The 18,154-nt window shown below is 63.6% G+C and carries 15 protein-coding genes; 14 read left to right on the top strand and 1 reads right to left on the bottom strand.

The window, feature by feature from the left end; genetic code table 11:
- The first annotated feature begins 50 nt into the window (after nucleotides 1-50).
- On the top strand, nucleotides 51-4,175 hold the full coding sequence (gene rpoB / locus RXV79_RS23795) for a DNA-directed RNA polymerase subunit beta (protein WP_316700568.1): 4,125 nt from the start codon (nucleotides 51-53) through the stop codon (nucleotides 4,173-4,175).
- 17 nt (nucleotides 4,176-4,192) lie between these two features.
- On the top strand, nucleotides 4,193-8,425 hold the full coding sequence (rpoC, locus tag RXV79_RS23790) for a DNA-directed RNA polymerase subunit beta' (protein ID WP_316700567.1): 4,233 nt from the start codon (nucleotides 4,193-4,195) through the stop codon (nucleotides 8,423-8,425).
- Nucleotides 8,426-8,470: 45 nt separating this feature from the next.
- Here rpoC and RXV79_RS23785 read toward each other — a convergent pair whose 3' ends face one another.
- Complete coding sequence (locus RXV79_RS23785; protein WP_316700566.1) at nucleotides 8,471-8,881, bottom strand: putative toxin-antitoxin system toxin component, PIN family; 411 nt, start codon at nucleotides 8,879-8,881, stop codon at nucleotides 8,471-8,473.
- 242 nt (nucleotides 8,882-9,123) lie between these two features.
- Here RXV79_RS23785 and rpsL point away from each other — a divergent pair, with 242 nt between their 5' ends.
- The 12 genes from rpsL (at nucleotide 9,124) to rpsC (ending at nucleotide 18,152) form a co-directional block, all read left to right on the top strand.
- Entirely contained in the window at nucleotides 9,124-9,501 is a 378-nt protein-coding gene (rpsL, locus tag RXV79_RS23780; RefSeq protein WP_316700565.1) for a 30S ribosomal protein S12, read from the top strand.
- A gap of 145 nt (nucleotides 9,502-9,646) precedes the next feature.
- Nucleotides 9,647-10,117: a 30S ribosomal protein S7 gene (gene rpsG / locus RXV79_RS23775; RefSeq protein WP_257826456.1), complete on the top strand. Its 471-nt coding sequence runs from the start codon at nucleotides 9,647-9,649 to the stop codon at nucleotides 10,115-10,117.
- Nucleotides 10,118-10,185: 68 nt separating this feature from the next.
- On the top strand, nucleotides 10,186-12,291 hold the full coding sequence (gene fusA / locus RXV79_RS23770; protein WP_316700564.1) for an elongation factor G: 2,106 nt from the start codon (nucleotides 10,186-10,188) through the stop codon (nucleotides 12,289-12,291).
- Between the two features lie 124 nt (nucleotides 12,292-12,415).
- On the top strand, nucleotides 12,416-13,606 hold the full coding sequence (tuf, locus tag RXV79_RS23765) for an elongation factor Tu (protein ID WP_316700562.1): 1,191 nt from the start codon (nucleotides 12,416-12,418) through the stop codon (nucleotides 13,604-13,606).
- Nucleotides 13,607-13,705: 99 nt separating this feature from the next.
- Entirely contained in the window at nucleotides 13,706-14,017 is a 312-nt protein-coding gene (gene rpsJ / locus RXV79_RS23760) for a 30S ribosomal protein S10 (protein ID WP_019561663.1), read from the top strand.
- 177 nt (nucleotides 14,018-14,194) lie between these two features.
- Nucleotides 14,195-14,866: a 50S ribosomal protein L3 gene (gene rplC, locus RXV79_RS23755; protein ID WP_257826453.1), complete on the top strand. Its 672-nt coding sequence runs from the start codon at nucleotides 14,195-14,197 to the stop codon at nucleotides 14,864-14,866.
- Nucleotides 14,866-15,486, top strand: a complete 621-nt coding sequence (gene rplD, locus RXV79_RS23750) for a 50S ribosomal protein L4 (protein ID WP_316700561.1) — start codon at nucleotides 14,866-14,868, stop codon at nucleotides 15,484-15,486. Before rplC ends, rplD begins: the two co-directional genes overlap by 1 nt.
- A complete protein-coding gene (gene rplW / locus RXV79_RS23745; RefSeq protein WP_296726400.1) occupies nucleotides 15,483-15,809 on the top strand; it encodes a 50S ribosomal protein L23 in 327 nt (108 codons plus the stop codon). The genes rplD and rplW overlap by 4 nt, the downstream gene beginning before the upstream one ends.
- Entirely contained in the window at nucleotides 15,809-16,633 is an 825-nt protein-coding gene (gene rplB / locus RXV79_RS23740) for a 50S ribosomal protein L2 (RefSeq protein WP_296726401.1), read from the top strand. The genes rplW and rplB overlap by 1 nt, the downstream gene beginning before the upstream one ends.
- Before the next feature lie 12 nt (nucleotides 16,634-16,645).
- On the top strand, nucleotides 16,646-16,924 hold the full coding sequence (gene rpsS, locus RXV79_RS23735; protein ID WP_257826450.1) for a 30S ribosomal protein S19: 279 nt from the start codon (nucleotides 16,646-16,648) through the stop codon (nucleotides 16,922-16,924).
- 11 nt (nucleotides 16,925-16,935) lie between these two features.
- Complete coding sequence (gene rplV, locus RXV79_RS23730; RefSeq protein ID WP_201810322.1) at nucleotides 16,936-17,265, top strand: 50S ribosomal protein L22; 330 nt, start codon at nucleotides 16,936-16,938, stop codon at nucleotides 17,263-17,265.
- Nucleotides 17,266-17,276: 11 nt separating this feature from the next.
- The gene (gene rpsC / locus RXV79_RS23725; RefSeq protein ID WP_316700559.1) at nucleotides 17,277-18,152 is read left to right on the top strand and encodes a 30S ribosomal protein S3; all 876 of its coding nucleotides are present in this window, start codon (nucleotides 17,277-17,279) and stop codon (nucleotides 18,150-18,152) included.
- The last annotated feature ends 2 nt before the right edge of the window (nucleotides 18,153-18,154 follow it).

Raw genomic sequence — 18,154 nt, 5'->3', positions numbered from 1 at the left:
TGATCTGCCTAGGCCAGGCAGGTTTCCTGAGATGGAGTGAGAAATCACCTATGGCGCAACAAGCAACCCCGTACAGCTACACCGAGCGCAAGCGTATCCGCAAGAGCTTCGGCAAGCGAGAGAGTGTCCTCAACGTCCCCTATCTGCTCACGATGCAGAAGGAGTCTTACGTTGCCTTCCTGCAGAAGGACGTCCCACCGCAGAAACGCAAACCAGAAGGTCTGCAAGCGGCTTTCCTCTCCGCCTTCCCGATCGTGTCGCACAACGGGTTTGTGGAGATGAAGTTCATCGAATACAACATGGCCAAGCCCGCGTTCGACACGCGTGAATGCCAGCAGCGCGGCCTCACCTATGCCGCCGCCGTGCGCGCCAAGTTGCAGATGATCATCTATGACCGTGAAGCCGCGCAGGCCAAGACGGTCAAGGAAATCAAGGAACAAGAGGTCTACATGGGCGAAGTGCCGCTCATGACGGACTACGGCTCGTTCATCGTCAACGGCACCGAGCGCGTGATCGTGTCTCAGCTGCACCGTTCGCCGGGCGTGTTCTTCGAGCACGACAAGGGCAAGACGCATTCGAGCGGCAAACTGCTGTTCTCGGCTCGCATCATTCCGTACCGTGGTTCGTGGCTCGACTTCGAATTCGACCCGAAGGACATCCTGTACTTCCGCGTCGACCGCCGCCGCAAGATGCCGGTCACGATCCTGCTGAAGGCCATCGGCCTGAACCCGGAATCGATCCTGGCCAACTTCTTCGTCTTCGACAACTTCCGCCTGATGGACTCGGGCGCGCAGCTCGAATTCGTGGCCGACCGTCTGCGCGGCGAAATCGCCCGCTTCGACATCACCGACAAGAACGGCAATGTCGTGGTCGAGAAGGACAAGCGCATCACCGCGCGCCACACCCGCACCCTCGAGCAGACCGAGACCCAGTTCATCAGCGTGCCTGAGGACTACCTCGTGGGCCGCGTGCTGGCCCGCAACATGGTCGACGCCGACACCGGCGAGATCATCGCCAAGGCCAACGACGAGCTGACCGAAGCGCTGCTGAAGAAGCTGCGCGCCGCTGGCGTGAAGGAGCTGCAAGCCCTCTACACCAACGAGCTGGACGAAGGCGCCTACATCAGCCAGACGCTGGCGGCGGACGAAACCGCCGACCAGTTGGCCGCGCGCGTCGCCATCTACCGCATGATGCGCCCCGGCGAGCCGCCGACGGAAGACGCCGTCGAGGCCCTCTTCAACCGGCTCTTCTACAACGCCGACACGTACGACCTGTCGCGCGTGGGCCGCATGAAGTTCAATGCCCGCGTGATGCGTGATTCGGCCGAAGGCCCGATGACGCTCAGCAACGACGACATCCTCGACGTGGTGAAGATCCTGGTCGAGCTGCGCAACGGCCGTGGCCAGGTCGACGACATCGACCACCTGGGCAACCGCCGCGTGCGCTGCGTGGGCGAACTGGCCGAAAACCAGTACCGCTCGGGCCTCGCCCGTATCGAGAAGGCCGTGAAGGAGCGTCTGGGCCAGGCTGAGACCGAAGCCCTGATGCCGCACGACCTGATCAACTCCAAGCCGATCTCTGCGGCGCTGAAGGAGTTCTTCGGTGCGTCCCAGCTGTCGCAGTTCATGGACCAGACCAACCCGCTCTCCGAGATCACGCACAAGCGTCGTGTCTCGGCCCTGGGCCCGGGCGGTCTGACCCGCGAGCGTGCCGGCTTCGAAGTGCGTGACGTGCACGTGACCCACTACGGCCGCGTCTGCCCGATCGAAACGCCGGAAGGCCCGAACATCGGCCTGATCAACTCGCTGGCTCTCTACGCGCAGCTGAACGAATACGGCTTCCTCGAGACGCCGTACCGCCGCGTAGCCGATGGCAAGGTGACCAACCAGATCGACTACCTGTCGGCTATCGAAGAAGGCAAGTACGTGATCGCCCAGGCCAACGCCACGCTCGATGGCGAAGGCAAGCTGATCGACGAGCTGGTCTCGGCACGTGACAACGGCGAATCCATCCTGACCTCGCCGGAACGCATCCAGTACATGGACGTGGCGCCGACGCAGATCGTGTCGGTGGCGGCCTCGCTCGTGCCCTTCCTGGAGCACGACGACGCGAACCGCGCGCTGATGGGCGCCAACATGCAGCGTCAGGCGGTGCCGGTGCTGCGCCCCGAGAAGGCCTTCGTCGGTACCGGCGTCGAACGTGTTGCCGCGAAGGACTCGGGCACGGTCGTGGCCGCCCGCCGCGGTGGCGTGGTGGACTACGTCGACACCAACCGCATCGTGATCCGCGTCAACGACACGGAAACCGTGGCCGGTGAAGTCGGCGTCGACATCTACAACCTGATCAAGTACCAGCGTTCCAACCAGAACACCAACATCCACCAGCGCCCGATCGTGAAGCGCGGCGATGTGGTGTCGGCCGAAGACATCATCGCCGACGGTGCCTCCACCGACATCGGCGAACTGGCCCTCGGCCAGAACATGCTGGTCGCGTTCATGCCCTGGAACGGCTACAACTTCGAGGACTCGATCCTCATCAGCGAACGTGTCGTCGCCGACGACCGCTACACCTCGATCCACATCGAGGAACTGGTGGTCATGGCGCGTGACACCAAGCTGGGCGCCGAAGAAATCACGCGCGACATCCCCAACCTGTCGGAGCAGCAACTGGCTCGCCTCGACGAGTCGGGCATCGTCTACGTGGGTGCCGAGGTGAACCCGGGCGACACGCTGGTCGGCAAGGTCACGCCGAAGGGCGAGACCACGCTGACGCCGGAAGAAAAGCTCTTGCGCGCCATCTTCGGCGAGAAGGCGTCCGACGTGAAGGACACCTCGCTGCGTGTCGACCAAGGCACGAGTGGCACCGTCATCGACGTGCAGGTCTTCACCCGTGAAGGCATCCAGCGCGACAAGCGCGCCCAGCAGATCATCGACGACGAGCTGAAGCGCTACCGCCTCGACCTGAACGACCAACTGCGCATCGTGGAAGCCGACGCCTTTGACCGGATCGAGAAGCTCCTGGTCGGCAAGGTCGCCAACGGTGGCCCGCAGAAGATCGCCAAGGGCACCAGCATCACCAAGGACTACCTCGCGACCGTCGAGAAGTACCACTGGTTCGACATCCGCCCGGCGGACGAAGACCTGGCCAACCAGCTCGAGTCGATCAAGAACTCGCTCGAGCAGACCCGCCACAGCTTCGACCTCGCCTTCGAAGAGAAGCGCAAGAAGCTGACGCAAGGCGACGAGCTGCCGGCCGGCGTGCTGAAGATGGTGAAGGTGTACCTCGCCGTCAAGCGCCGCCTGCAGCCTGGCGACAAGATGGCCGGCCGTCACGGCAACAAGGGCGTGGTCTCGAAGATCACCCCGGTCGAAGACATGCCCTACATGGCCGACGGCACGCCGTGCGACATTGTGCTCAACCCGCTGGGCGTGCCCTCGCGGATGAACGTGGGTCAGGTCCTTGAAGTGCACCTGGGCTGGGCCGGCAAGGGCATCGGCCAGCGCTTGGGCGACATGCTGCAACAGCAGGCCAAGGTCGCCGAGCTGCGCAAGTTCCTCGACGAGCTGTACAACAAGTCGGGCGGCAAGACCGAGAAGCTCGACCACCTGAGCGACGGCGACATCATTGAGATGGCGCAGAACCTCAGCAAGGGCGTGCCCTTCGCGACGCCGGTGTTTGACGGTGCGACCGAAGTGGAAATCCGCGGCATGCTGAAGCTCGCCTACCCGGACGACATCGCGAAGGCCAAGGGCCTGACCGACACCCGCACGCAGGCCACGCTGTACGACGGCCGCACCGGCGAGAGCTTCGAGCGCCCGGTCACCGTCGGCTACATGCACGTGCTGAAGCTGCACCACCTGGTCGACGACAAGATGCACGCCCGCTCCACCGGCCCGTACTCGCTCGTCACCCAGCAGCCGCTGGGCGGCAAGGCGCAGTTCGGCGGCCAGCGCTTCGGCGAAATGGAAGTGTGGGCACTGGAAGCCTACGGCGCCAGCTACGTGCTGCAGGAGATGCTGACCGTGAAGTCCGACGACGTGAATGGCCGTACCAAGGTGTACGAGTCCATCGTCAAGGGCGAGCATGCGATCGAGGCCGGCATGCCGGAATCGTTCAACGTGCTGGTCAAGGAGATCCGTTCGCTCGGGATCGACATGGAACTCGAGCGTAACTAAAGGAATAGGAGAGATATATGAAGGGTTTGCTGGATCTCTTCCGTCAATTCACCCCTGATGAGCATTTCGATGCCATCAAGATCGGCCTGGCCTCGCCCGAGAAGATTCGGTCGTGGTCGTTCGGCGAGGTGAAGAAGCCCGAGACGATCAACTACCGGACTTTCAAGCCGGAACGTGACGGTCTCTTCTGCGCCAAGATCTTTGGGCCGATTAAGGACTACGAGTGCCTGTGCGGCAAGTACAAGCGCCTGAAGCACCGCGGCGTGATCTGCGAGAAGTGCGGCGTCGAAGTCACCCAGACCAAGGTCCGCCGTGACCGCATGGGTCACATCGACCTGGCCGCACCGTGCGCGCACATCTGGTTCCTGAAGTCGCTGCCGTCGCGTCTGGGCCTCGTGCTCGACATGACGCTGCGCGACATCGAGCGCGTGCTGTACTTCGAAGCCTATGTGGTCGTCGACCCCGGCATGACCCCGCTGAAGAAGTTCAGCATCATGTCGGAAGACGATTACGACGCGAAGCGCACCGAATTCGGCGACGAGTTCGTGGCCCTGATGGGCGCGGAAGGCGTGCAGCGCCTGCTCGCCGAGATGGACCTCGACACCGAGATCGAGAAGCTGCGTGGCGACATGACCGGCTCCGAGCTCAAGGTCAAGAAGAATTCCAAGCGCCTCAAGGTGATGGAAGCCTTCAAGAAGTCGGGCATCAAGCCGCAGTGGATGGTGATGAACGTGCTGCCCGTGCTGCCGCCGGACCTGCGTCCGCTGGTGCCGCTGGATGGCGGCCGTTTCGCCACCTCCGACCTGAACGACCTCTACCGTCGTGTCATCAACCGCAACAACCGCCTCGCGCGTCTCTTGGAGCTGAAGGCCCCGGAGATCATCGTCCGCAACGAAAAGCGGATGCTGCAAGAAGCGGTCGACTCGCTGCTCGACAACGGCCGTCGCGGCAAGGCCATGACCGGTGCCAACAAGCGCGCCCTCAAGTCGCTGGCCGACATGATCAAGGGCAAGTCGGGTCGCTTCCGCCAGAACTTGCTGGGCAAGCGCGTCGACTATTCCGGCCGTTCGGTCATCGTGGTCGGCCCGACGCTCAAGCTGCACCAGTGCGGCCTGCCGAAGCTGATGGCGCTCGAGCTCTTCAAGCCCTTCATCTTCTCGCGCCTGGAAGCCATGGGCATCGCCACCACCATCAAGGCGGCGAAGAAGGAAGTTGAGAGCGGCACGCCGGTTGTGTGGGACATCCTTGAAGAAGTCATCAAGGAACACCCGGTGATGCTGAACCGCGCGCCGACGCTGCACCGCCTGGGCATTCAAGCCTTTGAGCCGGTGCTGATCGAAGGCAAGGCGATCCAGCTGCACCCGCTCGTCTGCGCGGCGTTCAACGCCGACTTCGACGGCGACCAGATGGCCGTCCACGTTCCGCTGTCGATCGAAGCGCAGATGGAAGCCCGCACGCTGATGCTGGCCTCCAACAACGTGCTGTTCCCGGCCAACGGCGAACCGTCGATCGTGCCGTCGCAAGACGTGGTGCTGGGCCTGTACTACGCCACCCGCGAGCGCATCAACGGCAAGGGCGAAGGCATCATCTTCTCCGACGTGGTCGAAGTGCAGCGTGCCCTCGACAACGGCCAGGTTGAGATCACCGCCAAGATCAGCGTGCGCCTGACCGAGTGGGTCAAGAACAAGGCCACGGGCGAGTTCACGCCCGAGACCAAGCTCGTCGACACCACCGTCGGCCGTGCTCTGTTGAGCGAGATCCTGCCCAAGGGCCTGCCGTTCTCGAACATCAACAAGGCGCTGAAGAAGAAGGAAATCTCGCGCCTGATCAACACCTCGTTCCGCAAGTGCGGCTTGAAGGAAACGGTCGTCTTCGCCGACAAGCTGCTGCAGTCGGGCTTCCGCCTGGCCACGCGCGCCGGCATCTCGATCGCGATCGACGACATGCTGGTGCCGAAGGAAAAGCACACGCTGATCGAGCGCGCCGAGAAGGAAGTGAAGGAGATCGAGCAGCAGTACGTCTCGGGTCTCGTGACCGCTGGCGAGCGCTACAACAAGGTGGTCGACATCTGGGGCAAGACCGGCGACGAAGTCGGCAAGGTCATGATGTCGCAGCTGTCGAAGCAGAAGACCACCGACCGCCACGGCAAGCAGGTGGATCAGGAGTCGTTCAACTCCATCTACATGATGGCCGACTCGGGTGCTCGTGGCTCTGCCGCGCAGATCCGCCAGCTGGCCGGCATGCGCGGCCTGATGGCCAAGCCTGACGGCTCGATCATCGAGACGCCCATCACGGCGAACTTCCGTGAAGGCCTGAACGTGTTGCAGTACTTCATCTCCACCCACGGCGCTCGTAAGGGCCTCGCGGACACGGCGCTGAAGACCGCGAACTCGGGCTACCTGACCCGCCGTCTCGTCGACGTGACGCAGGATCTGGTGGTCACCGAAGACGACTGCGGCACGCAGAACGGCATGAACATGCGTGCGCTGGTCGAAGGCGGTGAAGTCATCGAATCGCTGCGCGACCGTGTGCTTGGCCGCGTGACCGCGATCGAAGTGCAGCACCCGGAAACCGGCGCTCAGCTGGTCGAGCCGGGCCGCATGCTGGACGAAGACACGCTGGACGAGCTGGAAGCGGCGGGTGTGGACGAGATCAAGGTCCGCACCGCGCTGACCTGCGACACGCGCTTCGGCCTCTGCGCCAAGTGCTACGGCCGCGACCTCGGCCGTGGTGGCGTGGTCAACCGCGGCGAAGCCGTCGGTGTGATCGCTGCCCAGTCGATCGGCGAACCCGGCACGCAGCTGACGATGCGCACCTTCCACATCGGTGGTGCGGCGTCGCGTGCGGCGGTGGCCTCGAGCGTGGACGCGAAGTCCGACGGCAACGTCGGCTTCAACGCCACCATGCGCTACGTGACCAACGGCAAGGGCGATCTGGTGGTGATCTCGCGTTCCGGCGAAATCATCATCTCCGACCAGCACGGCCGCGAGCGTGAGCGCCACAAGGTGCCGTACGGCGCGGTGCTCAACATCAAGCCCGACCAGGCCATCAAGGCCGGCACGGTGCTCGCCAACTGGGACCCGCTGACCCGACCCATCATCACGGAATTCGCCGGCAAGGCGAAGTTCGAGAACGTGGAAGAGGGTGTGACGGTCGCCAAGCAAGTCGACGAGATCACGGGTCTGTCGACCCTGGTCGTGATCGACCCGAAGCGCCGTGGTTCGACCAAGGTCGTGCGCCCGCAGGTCAAGCTGCTCGACGTCTCCGGCGCCGAAGTGAAGATCCCGGGTACCGACCACTCGGTGACGATCGGCTTCCAGGTCGGCGCGCTGATCCAGATCCGCGACGGTCAAGACCTGGCGCCGGGTGAAGTCCTCGCCCGTATCCCGGTCGAAGGCCAGAAGACCCGCGACATCACCGGCGGTCTGCCGCGTGTGGCCGAGCTCTTCGAAGCCCGCACCCCGAAGGACAAGGGCACGCTGGCCGAGATCACCGGCACCGTGTCGTTCGGCAAGGAGACCAAGGGCAAGGTTCGCCTGCAGATCACCGACCCGGAAGGCAAGGTGTTCGAGGAACTCGTGCCGAAGGAAAAGAACATCCTCGTGCACGAAGGCCAGGTGGTGAACAAGGGCGAGTCGATCGTCGACGGCCCGGCCGATCCGCAGGACATCCTGCGCCTGCTGGGCATCGAGGAGCTGGCGCGCTACATCGTCGACGAAGTGCAGGACGTCTACCGTCTGCAGGGCGTGAAGATCAACGACAAGCACATCGAGGTGATCGTTCGCCAGATGCTGCGCCGCGTGCAGATCGTCAACCCGGGCGACAGCCACTACATCGCCAACGAGCAGGTCGAGCGTTCGGAGTTGCTGGACACCAACGACCGCCTGCGCGCAGAAGGCAAGCAGATCGCGACGCACGCCGACGTGCTGCTGGGCATCACCAAGGCCTCACTGTCCACCGACTCGTTCATCTCGGCCGCTTCCTTCCAGGAAACGACCCGTGTGCTGACCGAGGCGGCCATCATGGGCAAGCGCGACGAGCTGCGTGGCCTGAAGGAAAACGTCATCGTCGGTCGTCTGATCCCGGCCGGCACCGGCATGGCCTTCCACGAGGCCCGCAAGGTGAAGGAAGAGCTGGACGACGCCGAGCGCCGTGCGATCGCGCTGGAAGAAGCGGCGGAAGAGATGACGGCGGTGGACGAAGCGGCTGCTGCGGCCGCTCCGGCTGCCGGCGGCGAAGCTTCCGAATAAGCGATGTTCCTTGCGACCTGAAAGGGCGGCTTCGGCCGCCCTTTTTCATGCTGGCTGCCAACGCCCGGGGGGGATCACCTGCAGGCCAAGGCGCCCGGCGCGACGTGCGAGTTTGAGCACCGCCCGGTCGCGGCTGATCAGCCAGCGGGCTTCGGCCACGGCCAAGTCAACGAACTTCTGATCGTCGACATCGGTGCAACGCAGCCGGCTCGCTTCGCCCTGTGGTTCAGGCGCTCGAATCGTTTCAGAGAGCAGGCACCAACTTTCATTGATCCGCTCCAGGTCGGGTGAGTAGCTGGCGGCAACCCCCCGACCCAGCACGTGCAGGAGTTCGTCGTGCATCGCCGTCGTCACGACCCAGCGTAGTTCGCGGCGCTCGATCGCCCCGAAAAGCGCTTGGCCGTCCGCGTTGCGGAACACGAGCCAGTCCATCACCACGTTGGTGTCGAGCACCACTGCGGGCCTCAAGAGAGTTGCGTCCAAGTCCTTGCTTGCGAGTGAGGGTTGCCACGAATATAATCGCGGGCTTTTCAGCAGTTTTTGCTGCGCTCTTTGTCGGGCGGCTCACCGTGATCTCTCACGGCTTCGGGCTCGTCTCCCAGTGGAGCGCTCGACGACTTCTACTGGAAATAAGAGTCAAGGCGCCTTTCTCGAAAGAGACGGGCGCCCGTGTAGCTTCAAACGGGAACAAGTTACCAATGCCAACCATCAACCAACTCGTGCGCAAAGGTCGTGAGACCGAAGTCACGAAGTCCAAGTCGCCTGCGATGCAGGGCGGCCCGCAGCGCCGCGGCGTTTGCACGCGTGTGTACACCACGACGCCGAAGAAGCCGAACTCGGCGCTCCGGAAGGTCGCCAAGGTGCGCCTGACCAACGGTTTCGAGGTCATCTCGTACATCGGCGGTGAAGGCCACAACCTGCAGGAGCACAGCGTCGTGCTCGTGCGCGGCGGCCGTGTGAAGGACCTGCCGGGTGTGCGTTACCACATCGTGCGCGGCTCGCTCGACTTGCAAGGCGTGAAAGACCGCAAGCAGGCTCGTTCGAAGTACGGCGCGAAGCGCCCGAAGAAGGCCTGATAGACCAAGTTGTCATGCGCCAGCGTCAAGCTGCGCACGTCGTATTGCGGTACATCGTGTGATGTGCCGAGTAAGTGGGGTCGCAAAGCGTGCGATTCCGCGGCAAAGCTGAAAAGCCAAGCCAACTGAAGCCAAAGGAAGAGAAATGCCTCGTCGTCGCGAAGTCCCCAAACGGGAAATCCTCCCCGATCCGAAGTTCAACTCGGTCGACCTGTCGAAGTTCATGAACGTGATCATGGAATCCGGCAAGAAGGCCGTGGCCGAACGCATCATCTACGGTGCGCTCGAGCAGGTCGAGAAGAAGTCGGGCAAGGATCCGCTCGAAATCTTCACGGTCGCGCTGAACAACATCAAGCCGATGGTCGAAGTGAAGTCACGCCGCGTGGGCGGTGCGAACTACCAAGTTCCCGTGGAAGTTCGCCCCGTGCGCCGTGTGGCCCTGGCCATGCGCTGGCTGAAGGAGTCGGCGCGCAAGCGTGGTGAGAAGTCGATGGCCCAGCGCCTGGCCAACGAGCTGCTCGAGGCCGTCGAAGGCCGCGGCGGCGCGATGAAGAAGCGCGACGAAGTGCACCGCATGGCAGAAGCCAACAAGGCGTTCTCTCACTTCCGCTTCTAAGTTCTGGTCCCCTGCGCGCCTGGGTCATGTGACCGCCAGGCGCGCTTTTCAGTTTCTGGAGTGCCACCATGGCCCGCAAGACCCCCATCGAGCGCTATCGCAACATCGGCATCTCGGCGCACATCGACGCCGGCAAGACGACGACCACCGAGCGCATCCTGTTCTACACCGGCGTGAACCACAAGATCGGCGAGGTGCACGACGGCGCCGCCACGATGGACTGGATGGAGCAGGAGCAAGAGCGCGGCATCACCATCACGTCGGCCGCGACGACCTGCTTCTGGAAGGGCATGGAGCTCAACCACCCCGAGCACCGCATCAACATCATCGACACCCCGGGCCACGTGGACTTCACCATTGAAGTCGAGCGCTCGATGCGCGTGCTCGACGGGGCCTGCATGGTGTACTGCGCCGTGGGTGGCGTGCAGCCCCAGTCGGAAACCGTCTGGCGCCAGGCCAACAAGTACAAGGTGCCCCGCCTCGCGTTCGTCAACAAGATGGACCGCACCGGCGCGAACTTCTACAAGGTCTACGACCAGATGAAGGCACGCCTGAAGGCCAACCCCGTGCCGATCGTGATCCCCATCGGTGCCGAAGACAACTTCACCGGCGTGGTGGACCTCATCAAGATGAAGGCCATCATCTGGGACGAAGCCTCCCAGGGCATGAAGTTCGACTATAAGGACATCCCTGCCGAGCTGCAGGCCGACGCGCAGAAGTGGCGCGAGAACATGCTCGAAGCCGCGGCCGAGTCCAGCGAAGAGCTGATGAACAAGTACCTCGAGTCGGGCGACCTGAGCGAGGCCGAGATCAAGCAGGGCATCCGCACCCGCACGATCGCGACCGAGATCCAGCCCATGCTGTGCGGCACCGCCTTCAAGAACAAGGGCGTGCAGCGCATGCTCGACGCCGTGATCGACTTCATGCCGTCGCCGATCGACATCCCGCCGGTGCCGGGCACCGACGAAGATGAAAAGACCGTCACCCGCAAGGCTGACGACAACGAGAAGTTCGCCGCGCTGGCGTTCAAGCTGATGACCGACCCGTACGTCGGCCAGCTCACCTTCGTGCGTGTGTACTCGGGCGTGCTGAAGTCGGGCGACTCGGTCTACAACCCGATCCGCGGCAAGAAGGAGCGCATCGGCCGGATCCTGCAGATGCACGCCAACCAGCGTGAAGAAATCAAGGAAATTCTGGCGGGTGACATCGCCGCCTGCGTGGGCCTGAAGGACGTCACGACCGGCGAGACGCTGTGTGACCCCGAGCACGTCATTACGCTCGAGAAGATGATCTTCCCGGAGCCGGTGATCTCGCAGGCCGTCGAGCCTAAGACCAAGGCCGACCAGGAAAAGATGGGCATCGCGCTGGGTCGCCTGGCGGCAGAAGACCCGTCGTTCCGCCTGCGCACCGACGAAGAATCGGGCCAGACCATCATCTCCGGCATGGGCGAGCTCCACCTGGAAATCATCGTCGACCGCATGAAGCGCGAGTTCGGCGTGGAAGCCAACGTGGGCAAGCCGCAAGTGGCCTACCGCGAAACCATCCGCAAGACCGCGACCGATGTCGAAGGCAAGTTCGTGCGCCAGTCGGGCGGCAAGGGCCAGTACGGCCACGTCGTGCTGACCGTCGAGCCGCAAGAGCCTGGCAAGGGCTTCGAGTTCGTTGACGCCATCAAGGGTGGTGTGGTGCCGCGTGAATTCATCCCCGCCGTCAAGAAGGGTGTGGAAGACACGCTGCCGAATGGCGTGCTGGCCGGCTTCCCGGTGGTCGACGTGAAGGTCACGCTGACCTTCGGTTCGTACCACGAAGTCGACTCGAACGAAAACGCGTTCAAGATGGCCGCCTCGATGGGCTTCAAGGACGGCATGCGCAAGGCGAGCCCGGTCATTCTCGAGCCGATGATGGCTGTGGAAGTCGAAACGCCTGAAGACTACGCCGGCAACGTGATGGGCGACCTGTCGTCCCGTCGCGGCATGGTGCAGGGCATGGACGACATGCCCGGCGGCGGCAAGGTCATCAAGGCCGAAGTCCCGCTGTCGGAAATGTTCGGCTACTCGACCACGCTGCGCTCGATGTCGCAAGGCCGTGCCACGTACACGATGGAGTTCAAGCACTACAGCGAAGCTCCGAAGAACGTGGCCGACGCGATCATCACCGCCCGCGGCACCAAGTAATCGATTTAGTTAGACGAGCCGGTCTTCGTCGGAGCCCCGCCTGCTGCCAGTGGCAGGCGGATCACCCCTCCGCCGGAGACCTTAAACACCACACTGGACTGCTCTTTGATTTGGAGAAACTGAAATGGCAAAAGGCAAATTTGAACGGACCAAGCCGCACGTGAACGTGGGGACGATTGGTCACGTGGACCATGGCAAGACGACGCTGACGGCGGCGATCACGACGGTGCTGTCGAAGAAGTTCGGTGGCGAAGCCAAGGCGTACGACCAGATTGACGCGGCGCCCGAAGAGAAGGCGCGCGGCATCACCATCAACACCGCCCACGTCGAGTACGAGACCGCCAACCGTCACTACGCGCACGTCGACTGCCCTGGGCACGCCGACTACGTGAAGAACATGATCACCGGTGCCGCCCAGATGGACGGTGCGATTCTGGTGTGCTCGGCCGCTGACGGCCCCATGCCCCAGACCCGCGAGCACATCCTGCTGGCCCGTCAGGTCGGCGTGAAGTACATCATCGTCTTCCTCAACAAGTGCGACATGGTCGACGACGCCGAGCTGCTCGAGCTCGTCGAGATGGAAGTGCGTGAGCTGCTCAGCAAGTACGACTTCCCCGGCGACGACACCCCCATCGTCAAGGGTTCGGCCAAGCTCGCCATGGAAGGCGACACCGGCGAGCTCGGCGAAGGCGCCATCATGAAGCTCGCCGAAGCCCTGGACACCTACATCCCCACGCCTGAGCGCGCCATCGACGGCGCCTTCCTCATGCCCGTGGAAGACGTGTTCTCCATCTCCGGCCGCGGCACCGTCGTGACCGGCCGTGTCGAGCGCGGTGTCATCAAGGTCGGCGAAGAAATCGAGATCGTCGGCATCAAGGCCACCCAGAAGACCACCTGCACCGGCGTCGAAATGTTCCGTAAGCTGCTCGACCAAGGTCAGGCAGGCGACAACGTCGGCATCCTGCTGCGCGGCACCAAGCGCGAAGAAGTCGAGCGCGGCCAAGTGCTGTGCAAGCCCGGCTCCATCAAGCCGCACACCCACTTCACTGCCGAGATCTACGTGCTCAGCAAGGAAGAGGGCGGCCGCCACACCCCGTTCTTCAACAACTACCGTCCCCAGTTCTACTTCCGCACGACGGACGTGACCGGCGCGGTGGAGCTGCCGAAGGACAAGGAAATGGTCATGCCGGGCGACAACGTCAGCATCACCGTCAAGCTGATCGCCCCGATCGCCATGGAAGAAGGTCTGCGCTTCGCCATCCGCGAAGGCGGCCGCACCGTCGGCTCGGGCGTCGTTGCCAAGATCCTGGAGTAAACCTCTGCGTGACGACCGGGTGACCGTTAGGTCGCCCGGCCATTACACCCGCGGCCCGAGCCGCCGCAACGGCCGCACTGCTCTTTTCAGGAATTCGTCATGCAAAAGCAAAAGATCCGCATTCGCCTCAAGGCGTTTGACTACAAACTGATCGACCAGTCTGCACTGGAGATCGTCGACACCGCCAAGCGCACCGGCGCGATCGTCAAGGGCCCGGTGCCCCTGCCGACCCGCATGCAGCGTTTCGACATCCTGCGTTCGCCGCACGTCAACAAGACGAGCCGCGACCAGTTCGAGATCCGCACGCACCAGCGCCTGATGGACATCGTCGACCCGACCGACAAGACCGTAGACGCGCTGATGAAGCTCGACCTGCCGGCCGGCGTGGACGTCGAAATCAAGCTGCAGTAACGCTGTTTGGCGGGCTGTTGCTGAGACTTCAGCTTCTGCCCTACAATCGCAGGCTTTCCCGGAAGCAGCTGCGCCCATTGGGCGCCGTGCGCATTCCAACAAGTCAGCCCGGCCAATCGATGTCGGGTATCGAAACAAAGGCTTCCGAACCGCAAGGCGAGGGGGCTGGAGAACACTATGAGTCTGAGCAACCGTCTCGGTTTGCTGGGCCGCAAGGTGGGCATGATGCGCATCTTCACGGACGATGGCGACGCCATCCCCGTGACCGTGCTCGACGTGTCCAACAACCGCGTCACCCAGGTCAAGACCGCAGAGACCGACGGCTACAGCGCCATCCAAGTGGCGTTCGGCACCCGCAAAGCTTCGCGCGTGTCCAAGCCTGAAGCTGGCCACCTCGCGAAAGCGGGCGTCGAAGCCGGCGAAATCCTCAAGGAATTCCGTGTGGCCGCCGATGTGGCGTCCGGCTTCAAGCCCGGCGCGCAGATCCCGGTGACCACCTTTGCCGTGGGCCAGCTCGTGGACGTGCAAGGCACGTCCATCGGCAAGGGCTTCACCGGCACCATCAAGCGCCACAACTTCGGCTCGCAGCGCGCGTCGCACGGCAACAGCCGTTCGCACAACGTGCCGGGCTCAATCTCGATGGCGCAGGACCCGGGTCGCGTGTTCCCGGGCAAGAAGATGTCGGGTCACCTCGGTGACGTGACCAAGACCGTGCAGAACCTCGACGTGGTTCGCGTGGACGAAGCCCGTCAGCTGCTGCTGGTGCGTGGCGCCGTCCCGGGCTCGAAGAACGGCCACGTGGTCGTGAGCCCCGCCGTCAAGGTGAAGGTCAAGAAAGGAGCCAACTGATGCAGCTCGAGCTCCTGAATGAACAAGGCCAGGCGACGTCGAAGTTCGACGCGCCCGACACCGTGTTCGCCCGCGACTACAACGAAGCGCTGGTGCACCAGATCGTGGTGGCCTTCCAGGCCAATGCCCGCCAAGGCACGCGCGCCCAGCTGGATCGCGCCGAGGTGAAGCACACGACCAAGAAGCCGTGGCGCCAGAAGGGCACCGGCCGCGCCCGTGCGGGTATGTCCTCGTCGCCGCTGTGGCGCGGGGGTGGTCGCATCTTCCCGAACAGCCCCAACGAAAACTTCACCCAGAAGGTCAACAAGAAGATGTACCGCGCCGGCATGGCCGCCATCTTCTCGCAGCTGGCTCGTGAAGGCCGCCTGGCCGTGGTTGACTCGATCTCGGTCGATTCGCCCAAGACCAAGCAACTCGCCGCCAAGCTGAAGGCCATGGGCCTGTCCAGCGTGCTGGTGATCGCCGACCAGGTCGACGACAACCTGGCGCTCGCTTCGCGCAACCTGGCCAACGTGCTGGTCGTCGAGCCGCGCTACGCCGATCCGCTGGCCCTCGTGCACTACAAGAAGGTGCTCGTGACCAAGGCTGCGATCGAGCAACTCAAGGAGATGTTCGCATGAGCACCTCAACCCAAAAGCCCAAGCACGACGAAGGCCGCCTGGCCCAGGTGCTGGTCGCTCCGATCGTGAGCGAAAAGGCGACCGCTGCGGCCGAGAAGAACAACCAGGTGTTGTTCAAGGTGCTGCGCGACGCCACCAAGCCCGAGATCAAGGCCGCTGTCGAGCTGCTGTTCAAGGTCGAGGTCGAGTCCGTTCAGACCGTGGTGCAAAAGGGCAAGGTCAAGCGTTTCGGCCGTTCGGTCGGTCGCCGTGACCATGTCAAGAAGGCCTACGTGTCGCTGAAGGAAGGCCAAGAGCTCAACTTCTCCGGGGAGGCCGCGTAATGGCCGTCATCAAAGTCAAACCGACTTCGCCTGGCCGCCGTGGCGTGGTGAAAGTGGTGCATCCGCACCTGCACAAGGGCAAGCCGGAAGCGTCGCTCGTCGAGCCGCAATTCCAGCACTCGGGCCGCAACAACAACGGCCACATCACGATTCGCCACAAGGGCGGTGGTCACAAGCACCACTACCGCGTGGTCGACTTCGTGCGCAACAAGGATGGCATCCCGGCGAAGGTCGAGCGCATCGAGTACGACCCGAACCGCACGGCACACATCGCGCTGGTCTGCTACGCCGACGGCGAGCGCCGCTACATCATCGCCCCGCGCGGTCTGGAAGTGGGCTCCACCGTGATCTCGGGCGCTGAAGCCCCGATCAAGGCTGGCAACACGCTGCCCATCCGCAACATCCCGGTGGGTTCGGTGATTCACTGCATCGAGCTGCTGCCAGGCAAGGGCGCGCAGATTGCGCGTTCGGCCGGCACGTCGACGACGCTGCTGGCCCGCGAAGGCACCTACGCGCAGGTTCGCCTGCGTTCGGGTGAAGTGCGCCGCATCCACATCGACTGCCGCGCCACCATCGGTGAAGTCTCGAATGAAGAGCACAGCCTGCGCCAGTACGGCAAGGCCGGTGCGATCCGCTGGAAGGGCATCCGCCCGACCGTGCGCGGCGTCGCGATGAACCCGGTGGACCACCCGCACGGCGGCGGCGAAGGCCGTACCGGCGAAGGCCAGGTGCCGGTGTCGCCTTGGAACACGATGACCAAGGGCTACCGCACTCGCAACAACAAGCGCACGCAGACGTTCATCGTCTCGCGTCGCAAGAAGTAAGGGGAACGGCACATGACTCGTTCACTCAAGAAGGGTCCGTTCGTCGACCATCACCTTCAGGCCAAGGTCGAGAAGGCTGTTGCGACCAAGGACAAGAAGCCCATCAAGACCTGGTCGCGCCGCTCGACGATCCTCCCCGATTTCATCGGTGTGACGATCGCCGTGCACAACGGCAAGCAGCACGTGCCGGTGTACGTCACGGACCAGATGGTCGGCCACAAGCTCGGCGAATTTGCGCTCACCCGCACGTTCAAGGGCCATCCGGCTGACAAGAAGGCCAACAAGAAGTAAGGATGACGACGATGGAAACCAAAGCTATCGTTCGCGGCGTCCGCCTCTCGGCTGACAAGGGTCGGCTGGTGGCCGACATGGTCCGCGGCAAGAAGGTGGACCAGGCGCTCAACATCCTGACGTTCACCCCCAAGAAGGCTGCCGGCATCATCAAGAAGTGCCTCGAGTCCGCGATCGCGAACGCCGAGCACAACGATGGCGCCGACATCGACGAGCTGACCGTGAAGACGATCTACGTCGAGCAAGGTGCCACGCTGAAGCGCTTCTCCGCACGGGCCAAGGGCCGCGGCAACCGCATCAGCAAGCCGACCGCGCACATCTATATCACCGTCGGCAACTAAAGGCAAAGACCATGGGACAAAAAATCCACCCAACCGGGTTCCGCCTGCCGGTCACGCGCAACTGGGCCTCGCGTTGGTATGCGTCGAACCAGAACTTCGCCACCATGCTGGCCGAAGACCTGAAGGTTCGTGATTACCTCAAGGCGCGCCTGAAGAGCGCCGCGGTCTCGCGCATCCTGATCGAGCGCCCCGCCAAGAATGCGCGCATCACCATCTTCTCGGCACGTCCGGGCGTGGTGATCGGCAAGAAGGGCGAGGACATCGAAAACCTGAAGGCCGAACTCACCAAGCGTCTGGGCGTGCCCGTCGCGGTCAACATCGAAGAAGTGCGCAAGCCCGAGATCGATGCCCAACTGATCGCCGACAGCATCACCCAGCAGCTCGAGAAGCGCATCATGTTCCGCCGCGCGATGAAGCGCGCGATGCAGAACGCCATGCGCCTGGGCGCCCAGGGCATCAAGCTGATGTCGTCGGGCCGCCTGAACGGCATCGAAATCGCTCGCTGCGAGTGGTACCGCGAAGGCCGCGTGCCTCTGCACACCCTCAAGGCCGACATCGACTACGGCTTCTCCGAAGCTCACACCACTTATGGCGTGATCGGCGTGAAGTGCTGGGTCTACCGTGGTGATCGTCTGGCCAATGGCGAGGTGGCCCAGGTCAAGCCCGAGGTGCAGGAAGACGATCGTCGCCCGCGCCGTGGCCCCCGCCCCGGTGGCCCTGGTGCCCCGGGCGGTCGTGGTGACCGTGGTGCCCCGCGCCGCGATGGTGGTCGTCCGGCTGAAGGTGCTGCCACCGCGGCGCCGGCCGCCGACGCGCCCAAGGCGCCGGCCGTCAAGCGTGTGCGCAAGGCCGCCACGCCTGGCGCTGCTGAGCCCAAAGGAGAATAAGC

The organism is Piscinibacter gummiphilus (assembly GCF_032681285.1).
Taxonomy (GTDB): Bacteria; Pseudomonadota; Gammaproteobacteria; order Burkholderiales; family Burkholderiaceae_C; genus Rhizobacter; species Rhizobacter gummiphilus_A.
This window is presented reverse-complemented; position numbering and strand designations above follow the sequence as displayed.